General features: G+C 44.2%; 8 protein-coding genes and 1 pseudogene. 3 read left to right on the top strand and 6 right to left on the bottom strand.

What is annotated here, in order from left to right; translation table 11 throughout:
* A pseudogene (locus B3180_RS12745) lies at positions 1-183 on the top strand (hypothetical protein); the annotation flags it as partial.
* 30 nt (positions 184-213) lie between these two features.
* Positions 214-744 carry a hypothetical protein gene (locus B3180_RS12740; protein ID WP_278358536.1) on the top strand — a complete coding sequence of 177 codons (531 nt, stop codon included), beginning with the start codon at positions 214-216 and terminating at the stop codon, positions 742-744.
* 398 nt (positions 745-1142) lie between these two features.
* Here the strand turns inward: B3180_RS12740 and B3180_RS12735 are convergent, their stop codons facing one another.
* From B3180_RS12735 to B3180_RS12715, 5 genes are read right to left on the bottom strand one after another with little or no spacing between them, the layout of a single operon-like run.
* Entirely contained in the window at positions 1143-2522 is a 1380-nt protein-coding gene (locus B3180_RS12735; RefSeq protein WP_100691541.1) for an ATP-binding protein, read from the bottom strand.
* Positions 2519-3118, bottom strand: coding sequence for a winged helix-turn-helix domain-containing protein (locus tag B3180_RS12730; RefSeq protein WP_232709775.1), 600 nt, complete (start codon positions 3116-3118; stop codon positions 2519-2521). Before B3180_RS12730 ends, B3180_RS12735 begins: the two co-directional genes overlap by 4 nt.
* Before the next feature lie 40 nt (positions 3119-3158).
* Complete coding sequence (locus B3180_RS12725; protein ID WP_278358537.1) at positions 3159-4748, bottom strand: phosphoethanolamine transferase; 1590 nt, start codon at positions 4746-4748, stop codon at positions 3159-3161.
* On the bottom strand, positions 4729-5424 hold the full coding sequence (locus tag B3180_RS12720) for a phosphatase PAP2 family protein (protein WP_278358538.1): 696 nt from the start codon (positions 5422-5424) through the stop codon (positions 4729-4731). The genes B3180_RS12725 and B3180_RS12720 overlap by 20 nt, the downstream gene beginning before the upstream one ends.
* Positions 5412-5774: a diacylglycerol kinase gene (locus tag B3180_RS12715; RefSeq protein WP_110076790.1), complete on the bottom strand. Its 363-nt coding sequence runs from the start codon at positions 5772-5774 to the stop codon at positions 5412-5414. The genes B3180_RS12720 and B3180_RS12715 overlap by 13 nt, the downstream gene beginning before the upstream one ends.
* 109 nt (positions 5775-5883) lie before the next feature.
* On the opposite strand from B3180_RS12715, the gene B3180_RS12710 reads away from it, so the two are divergent.
* The gene (locus tag B3180_RS12710; protein WP_126752672.1) at positions 5884-7875 is read left to right on the top strand and encodes an LTA synthase family protein; all 1992 of its coding nucleotides are present in this window, start codon (positions 5884-5886) and stop codon (positions 7873-7875) included.
* A 110-nt stretch (positions 7876-7985) separates the two neighbouring features.
* On the opposite strand, the gene B3180_RS12705 is transcribed toward B3180_RS12710, so the two are convergent.
* Positions 7986-8508, bottom strand: a 523-nt coding sequence (locus B3180_RS12705; RefSeq protein ID WP_286844933.1) for an HAD-IB family phosphatase, incomplete at its 5' end; no start/stop codon positions are given.

Raw genomic sequence — 8508 nt, 5'->3', positions numbered from 1 at the left:
AATCATGCCGCAGCAATTAGCGACTACGAGGAAAGCGAGCAGTCAGCCGTAGAGTGCGTTGAAAAGCTCGAGGATGAGCTCGACGAAATACAAACCGAGCGGGACACGCTGGCTGAGCAAAACGCGCAGTTACTGATTGAAAACGCAGAGCTTCGCGGAAAACTTGGTGCGTCCAAAGCGTAGTCCTTAATACCGATTTAAAGAGAGGTACATATGACCATTAAACTTGTGAGTTTTGTCGGTTTAGCGCCTGACGAATTACTGGAAAAAGCTGAAATGGAAATACAAAGCCAGCTTCACCACACCGATGGTGAGCTTGTCTTATACCGCAAGCCAACATTTAGGGGTTATAACTTACTGAAACCTTCAGCGGAAGTGCAGGGGCTTCTGCAATACTTCGCGTCTGTGGGGTGCGTATGCTCTGAGTACCGACTGGCGTACTCATTGTTTCCTGAAAATATGGACGAATGGCCACTTAAATCAGAGGACTTGGCTTTCCATTATGCCTTCAGTGCGGCCGAAGGGCGTCTTAATCTTGAGCATGACGAGCGTGTATCTGACCTGTTGAAAGCGTTCGAATTCAGCTCTGAATTTCCAAGGTATCGCTACATGGTAAATGACTTTATCCATAAATATGCGGAAGCCCGACAAGTCTCGGCCGACATTATCTGGCACTTTAATTACCTGTCAGAGCACGATGAAAAAGACCAACCATTTACGCAGGATATGACACTGGACAGTTGAAGTGGCTGCTAATCAATATTCGACAAAGTAGGGCTAGCTTGATGCTAGCCCTTTTTATTGGCTTCAGTTTTTGCAGCCATTTCGTTTGCAGGTTACCGGCGCGGTAGTGTTGCTCCAATGCGATGGTTTGACAGTCGTATCTTCACCGCACCCAGTTCTTCCACCTTTTCGGCCCTGATGAACAACGCTCTCTCCGGATTCGGGCGTATGTCTAACAGCCATAGAACTCTCCTTTTCTAGGTTATGCCGATATTGGCTTACTCTAGTGTAGGGCAAAACTCAAATTATGCGATTTTAAAGGGAGGACGGTCTGCACAGTGCCAAGAGCGGACGTTAGAATCTCATGATATTAATCGTTAGGGGGACCAACAGTAAAATACGCTCAATTCTCCAAAGTTTCACTTAGGTAACTCTATATGTACTTCAAGGCCTGTGGTGTAGGCATTGTTGAATGAAATTTTTCCATGGTGCAGTTGCACTATCTTATGTGTAATCGACAGGCCTAAACCAGATCCTGATACACCACTATGCTCTTGAAGTCGATAGAAACGCTCTCCCAAGCGCTCAAGTATTTCTTCAGGGACGCCCTTGCCTTCATCAGCAACCTTGATAATGACTCTATTAGCCGCCTCGGTCGCGACTATCTGTATTTTCGAATTTTTCGGCGAAAATTTCATTGCATTGGACAACAGGTTGGTTAAAGCGCTAACGATAAGAGTTTCGTCGCAAATTATTCGAATAGAGGAAACATCAATGTGCCACTGGTGATTTTCCACTTTATTAATTGGTAAGTTATTTAGCGCCAAAGAGACCAACTTACTGATTTCAACTTCCTCAAACTTTTCAGTAAAGTTTAGGCTATCAAGCCGGTTCAACAACAATAGTTGATTAACGAGGCGTGACATTCGCTCCACGGAGTAAAAAATTGACTTGCCAGAGTGCTTGGCATCGCCAAGTGAATCAGCTGAAATGACATTTTCGGCGTGTACTTGGATTGCGCTTAACGGTGTGCGCAGTTCGTGAGAAGCATCAGCGACAAACCGCTTTTCGCGTTCCGAAAACATTTTAATTTGATGCAACAACCGATTTAGTGCTTGCCGGATCGGAACCAACTCATTGGGTAGCTCGGACTCAACTGGCGACAAGTTATTTAACTCCCTAGCTCTTAGGTCGGCAGCAAAACGGTTTACGGGTTTTAGGACAATATAAACGATGAACAGTATTATTAGGCTTATTGGAACCCACATTAATAATAGTGGATAGAGTTGCTCTGAGGCTAAATAGCCACTCAGCTCACCTCGAACATCCTGACGCTGAAAAGTATGAACCCATATGTCTTTCGATTCCTCGAAGTAGCTAAAGATAAACCACGTGTTTTTGTCACTCTTTAATGTATGGTAACCGGCTTCTAAACCCTTAAGGCTCAATGATTGAGGCTGGTTTGTTGAAGCCAGCAAATTACCGTCAACACCATGAATTTGGTAGCCAATCTTAGACTCATATTTATGACCGCTGGGACCTTTCTCTTCAGTGGAGCTACCCTCACCGACATCATCATATGCGGATATCGGAATTATTTGAGTGACTGACAGTTTATTTTTGGGCGGCGCATAAAATGTCGCGAGTGACTTTGCGGTTTGAGCCAGTTGCGCATCAAAAACCTCATCCAGCTCATGCAAAATATCTCGGTAGCTAGCCCACGCGGTGGCGGCGAGTACAGTAACAACGGCTAAGTTGATGCCAACAACCAATGAACGACGAAGTGACCACAGGCTCATGATGATCCATCTTGTAAGCGATAACCTAGACCTCTTATAGTTGAGATAAGGCTACCATCGATTTTCTTGCGTAAATAGTGGATGTGCACTTCCAACGAATTACTCTCATGATCGCCTTCCCACCCATAGCACGCACTGGCTAATTGCTCTTTACTCACTATTTTTCCTTTATGCAGCGCTAACTGTTTCAGTAGCAGCCACTCAAGTCGAGTTAAATTAATCGTTTTGTCACGAAAACGGCATTCCTGTGATGATAGGTTAATAGTCAGCTGCCCACAGGTTATAATATCGTTTAAGTGCTGGTTTGCTTTGCGAACCTGCACTCGAATACGCGCTTCTAATTCGCGTAATTCAAAAGGCTTAACCACATAGTCGTTGGCGCCTTCGTTTAATGCCAGTACTTTAGTATCAATATCATCCCACGCTGTAAGTACGAGAATCGGGATTTCTTGGCCTGCTTTCCTTAACTTTTTAATCAGTGGTACGGCATTTCCATCGGGCAGTCCGAGATCAAATATTGCAAGATCAAATTTATCTGTCCTAAGGGCGCTCTCAGCTTGAGACAAGTTTGCCGCTAGTTCAACTAAGTATCCCATTCGGCTCAGACCCTTGATTATTCCTTCCGCCAAATGCCTATCATCTTCTAGTAGTAGCAAACGCATGTGCGTACCGTCCATCAGGTTTAGTCAAGTCAAGGTGTTCGTTGTAAACAGAGGCTTCAACATTAAAGTAGCCCAGGATCGTGTGCGAGAAATTATCATGGCTGATAGTAGCGCTCGTTTCGTGTTTACTTACACTGAATATGTCGGACGGCCATACTATCCAGGGTATGTGGCGCTGTTCTTCTGGAGCTATCCAGTTAGGCAAGCCATGCAGATAGATACCGTTATCACCGAGTGATTCACCATGGTCAGATACATACATCATACTGCTGTCTAGTTCAGTGTGGCTTTTCAATAACTTTATGACCTGACTTACCAGTTGGTCGGTCACGAGCAAACTGTTGTCATATGCATTAGTGATTTCATCCACAGAACAATTCGACAGCTCTTGGCTTTTACATTCGGGTAAAAACCGTTTCATTTCGTTAGGCGACCGTTCGTAATAGGCAGGCCCGTGACTTCCCATTTGATGAAGCACAATAATTGAGTCTTGATGCAAATTGCTTAACCAAGATTTGAGTTGTTCGAGCATATCTATATCATAGCATTGCCATTCTTCACATCGGGATTCGCTCATTTTGACGGTTTTAATTCGGTTACAGACATCTTTGCAGCCAGAGTTATTTTCTATCCATGTTGCATTAATACCAGCAGTTTCTAAAACATCTAATACATTACTCGAGTTTCTAGCAACATCCGAGTAATTATCAGCGGTTAAAAAACTGAACATGCACGGCACTGAAATAGCAGTTGCCGTTCCACAAGACGTAGCTTTTTTATAGCTGAATATTGGCTCTGATGTCATGAGCGCATTCAGTGAAGGCGTTGTCGGTCGAGCATAGTTATTGATTGCAAAATGATCCGCACGCGCTGTCTCACCCAAAACGATTACCATGACTCTCGGTTTTTCAGACGTACCTACCTGAACGGCATCTTGCCCTAGTCTTATAAATTGAGTTGGGGTTTCTAGTTTTCGTTTCAAAGCCGAGACGGTTGATGATATGACGTTGAAAGGAGCAACTCTGTACTTCACATCTCGATGGTTGCGAAATAAAGACGCGAAGTCGTCATAACTGGTGTAAGCGATACCGACCGCTAATATTGAAAAGCAAGTCGCCGCTGCAAGACCTTGTTTTATTTTTGTTGTCGCACTGGAAGTGGGGAGTTTTATATACGCCAGCAATAGCGATGGGATAACACCAAGTGTTATGAAGGTTTCAAAAAAACTTCCCGAGAGTTGTTCACGAGCCTCAGCCGTATCGGTCTCAATTGCATTAATTATCATATCTGCATCAATGATAATGCCATATTCCGACATGTAAAAAAGTGCAGGAGCAGCAAGAACAAACAACAATATTGCGAATGGCTTAAAAGCATTAACGCATCGACTGATGGCGAGCGCAACAGTATAGAAAAAAGCAATGAACACCATCAGTTTGACTTGCGTGAACCCATGAACCCCGTATTCACTCAACGCACTCACAAGAGGACCCGAGTATGCTAGAGCAAGCCAAGCCGCAACGAGTATTAATAGAACTGGAAAATTAAGCGTCAGTCGCTGCATATTGCTCACCTATATGAAAGATAAATAAAGAAACACTCCAACAGATGAATGCTGTTGTTATGTCATCAATAAAGAAGTGCGCGCCCCGCAGCTGTTGAACAGCTCCAAGTAAAAAGCCGGAAGAAAGTGCGAGAATTAGCGAAGCTTTCGCAAGAAGAGGCCTGTTTTTACGCCAGAAAAAGTACAGAGCAATCCAGGCAAAGCCAATACTTGAATGTCCCGAAGGAAAGCACCGACCCAAGCCAAAATGAGTGTCGTTGAACGACCATAAACTGATATATGGTTTGACTCCTCCGTATAACTGCAAATCCCAAGGACAGTCCATACCAAGCATCGCCTTGAGGTAATTCACTAAACCAAAAGACAACAAAACCGATAAGAGTAACAATACATACCGGCGCCGCTTGCTTTCCCCTTTGCTTGATAAGAACTGAGCCACGGTTAAGGCTAGGACAAGCACTACAAATGCGAGATTAAGCTTCCGTATACCGTCATGAAGAATCGTTTCAGTGATAAAGTGGTGCCTTAAAGACCACTGTCCCCCTTCAAGCTGGTATAACGCATTGGCGACTAAAAACTTAAGCTCTAGAAATTCTACGACCAGTAATATAGCGACAAAAACCGCCAAAACACTTGCCCAACGCCTCCAAACCGTCATGGACTTTAAAGCGGCCATAATACAGCTACCCAAACGACGATGAACTGACAGATAGCAATGAATACTGCAGCCGAGGCGATGTCCTTTGCTCGACCGCTGAGCTCGTGAAAGTCGGCGCCAATGCGGTCGACAACCGTTTCAATGGCGGAGTTTAGTAGCTCCGTAATAAGTAAACCAAGCAATGACATGAACATTAGCAACCGCTCTGAAAGCTCAAGCTCTGCTATCACTAAAACTGGCAACAACACCAACAATAAAAGTACCTCTTGTCGAAAAGCTGCTTCAAAACACCACGCCGCTCTGAGCCCTTTCATGGAATATTGCGTTGCATCGATGATTCGGGCTATGCCAGTTTTTCCTGGTTTCATAGTCACCTCTTGAGAAATAAAAACTGCATAGTAAACAGTCAATATTAAGTTCAGCTTAAGGTTCGTTCTTTAGTATCGCGTTCATTATCAGAGCTAAGTTGGGCTACTAATGAGCAATACACCTTTATTAAAAGAACTGAAGTCGTCGCTATTCCAATACCGGACGCTTATAGCGGGTTTTTCGCTGGGTCTAATTATCCTGAGTGTTAGTCGCTTACTATTATTTATATGGCAGTTTGAACGCGTAACTGAGGCAGGAGAGCTCAGTTACTTGATGTTAATGGGCCTCAGAGCAGACATCGTTCAGATGGGTTATCTGACGCTACCTTTATTGCTATTCGCGCCATTATTTTTAAATCGCTGGGGTGTGAGGGCTTGGCAAACAGTTCAAAGCGTTTGGTTGATTATTGCTATCACCTATATCACGTTTATGGAGGTCTCAACGCCCGCCTTTGTTATGCAATACGACTTGCGACCTAACCGTCTGTTTGTTGAGTATTTAGAGTACCCGAGGGAAGTGTTAAGCACCCTTTGGGGAGGGTTTAAAGTCTGGTTACTTTTGACCGCGGTAGTGTTGGGTATTTGCTTATTCGGACTCGGTAAGCTTGCTAAGCGACTGAACCAGACAACTTATGGTCATAAACAATACACTGGCAGGGCGCTTATTGTTTGGCCGCTTTTGATGGTAATTGTTTTTGCCGGTGTGCGGTCAACGTTAGCGCATCGCCCGGCGAACCCAGCATTTTTTGCGGTGACATCGGATGCTTTGGTGAATAGTTTAGTTATCAGTTCGGCCTATTCGCTTGAATACGCAATTTACAGCATGAGGCACGAGGAAAATGCCTCTCGTATATACGGTGATGCCAGTTTAGAGAAAATTCTTAACATAGTTAAAAGCCAGCCACACTTAGCAGGCAAGGCATTTCCATCTGACGAATACCCCACAGTGCACTTTAATAAAGCTTCCCGGAGCTTCGACAAACCCAAAAATATTGTCGTTATCTTGGAGGAAAGTTTAGGTGCGACTTTTGTTGAAGATCTCGGTGGGATTAATGTCACACCAAACCTAAAGCGACTTAGTAAGGAAGGGTGGTGGTTTCAGCAGCTTTACGCAACTGGCACTCGGTCAGTTCGTGGTATTGAGGCGGTTATTTCAAGCTTCTTACCCACACCGGGAAGAAGTACCGTGAAACTTTCACTGTCTCAGCAAAATTTTTATACCGCTGCTGACCTGTTGTCGCGTGAGGGATACTTCACTGAGTTTATTTATGGTGGTGAAACCCACTTTGACAACATGGGAAGTTTTTTCGCAAGTAATGGTTTTCAGTCTATTCTTGGTCAGAGTGACATTGATAACCCCAAGTTTGTCGGTAGCTGGGGAGCGAGCGATGAGGACCTGTTTAATACCGCTCATAAAAGGTTTGAGATGCTAACTAAAAAGGGAGCTCCCTTCTTTAGCTTGGTGTTTACCTCATCAAACCACGAACCATTTGAGTTTCCAGACGATGAAGTCGAGCTCTATTCTGCGCCCAAGAACTCGGTAGAAAACGCTGTCAAATATGCTGACTTTGCGCTGGGTAAGTTTATCAACAAAGCAAAGGCGAGTGATTACTGGGAAAATACGATTTTTTTGATTGTCGCTGATCACGATACGCGCGTCTATGGAAACGAGTTAGTTCCGATCCAAAAGTTTCGTATTCCAGGACTCATTCTGGGTGGCTCTATTCAACCCAAAGAGATTGATGAAATTACCAGTCAGATTGACTTAATGCCTACGGTTATCTCGCTTGCAGGCGTTTCAGCTTGGACCCCGGCGATAGGCCAGGACATTTCGAATGATAACGTGCCACCGGCTAATCGTGCCATGATGCAATTTGGTAATAACTACGCATGGATGACACCCAAAGGAGTAGCGATTTTAACTCCTGGAGAGGATAAAACCGGTCACTATGACTTCGATGAGAGCGACTTTGTGGCTGACCAAAACATCAGTCAGCAGTTGCGTAATGAGGCACTAGCTCATGCATTATTGCCTTCTTGGCTATATCAACACCGAGCATATTTTGTCCCAGAAAGTTTAACTAAGCTTTCTAACGAATAGATCCTAGCTAGAAATTAGTAATTGAGCGAATGCGCGGCTACTACTGGGGCTGTAGTTGGTCCGCTTTTCGCTCAAAGCGGACTGAATTCGCAATGTATGACGAATATCTACTAACTAACCTTTTCCCAATTGAAAAATTTACTATCTGCTAAATCAAGCATCTCAATATCTTCTGCCGTATCACCGTATGCATAAATGTGTTCAAATTCATCTAGCTTAATTAATGCTCGGATTCTTTCAACTTTTTTTCTACCGGTACAGTCACCATCCAGATAATGACCAGTCAGCAGACCTTCTCTTTCCTCAAGATTGACTCCGCACAGTTCAAAGCCCATCTTTTCACACCATGGTCCGAGATAAACGGTAAGCGAAGCAGAAACAATGACTATCCGATCGCCACGCGCTTTATGCCAGTTCAAGCGCTCGATGGCTTCAGGACGTAAAACGTTCGGAATAAATGCGTCAGCATGTTTGCGACCTAATTCGGCTGTATCCGACACCGGCAAATTTTTAAAGCCGACTTGAACTATTTTTTGTCGAATATAGGATGACGACAACAAACCGTATCTGTGACCAATGATTAAAGGAGTTAGCAGGATCTTCCCTACACGCATTCTTTTGCGAGGTATGACA

The organism is Idiomarina sp. UBA4206 (genome assembly GCF_002383015.1).
Lineage (GTDB): Bacteria > Pseudomonadota > Gammaproteobacteria > Enterobacterales > Alteromonadaceae > Idiomarina > Idiomarina abyssalis.
Note: the sequence above shows the minus strand (reverse complement) of the source record. Positions and strands in the feature narration are given on the sequence as shown.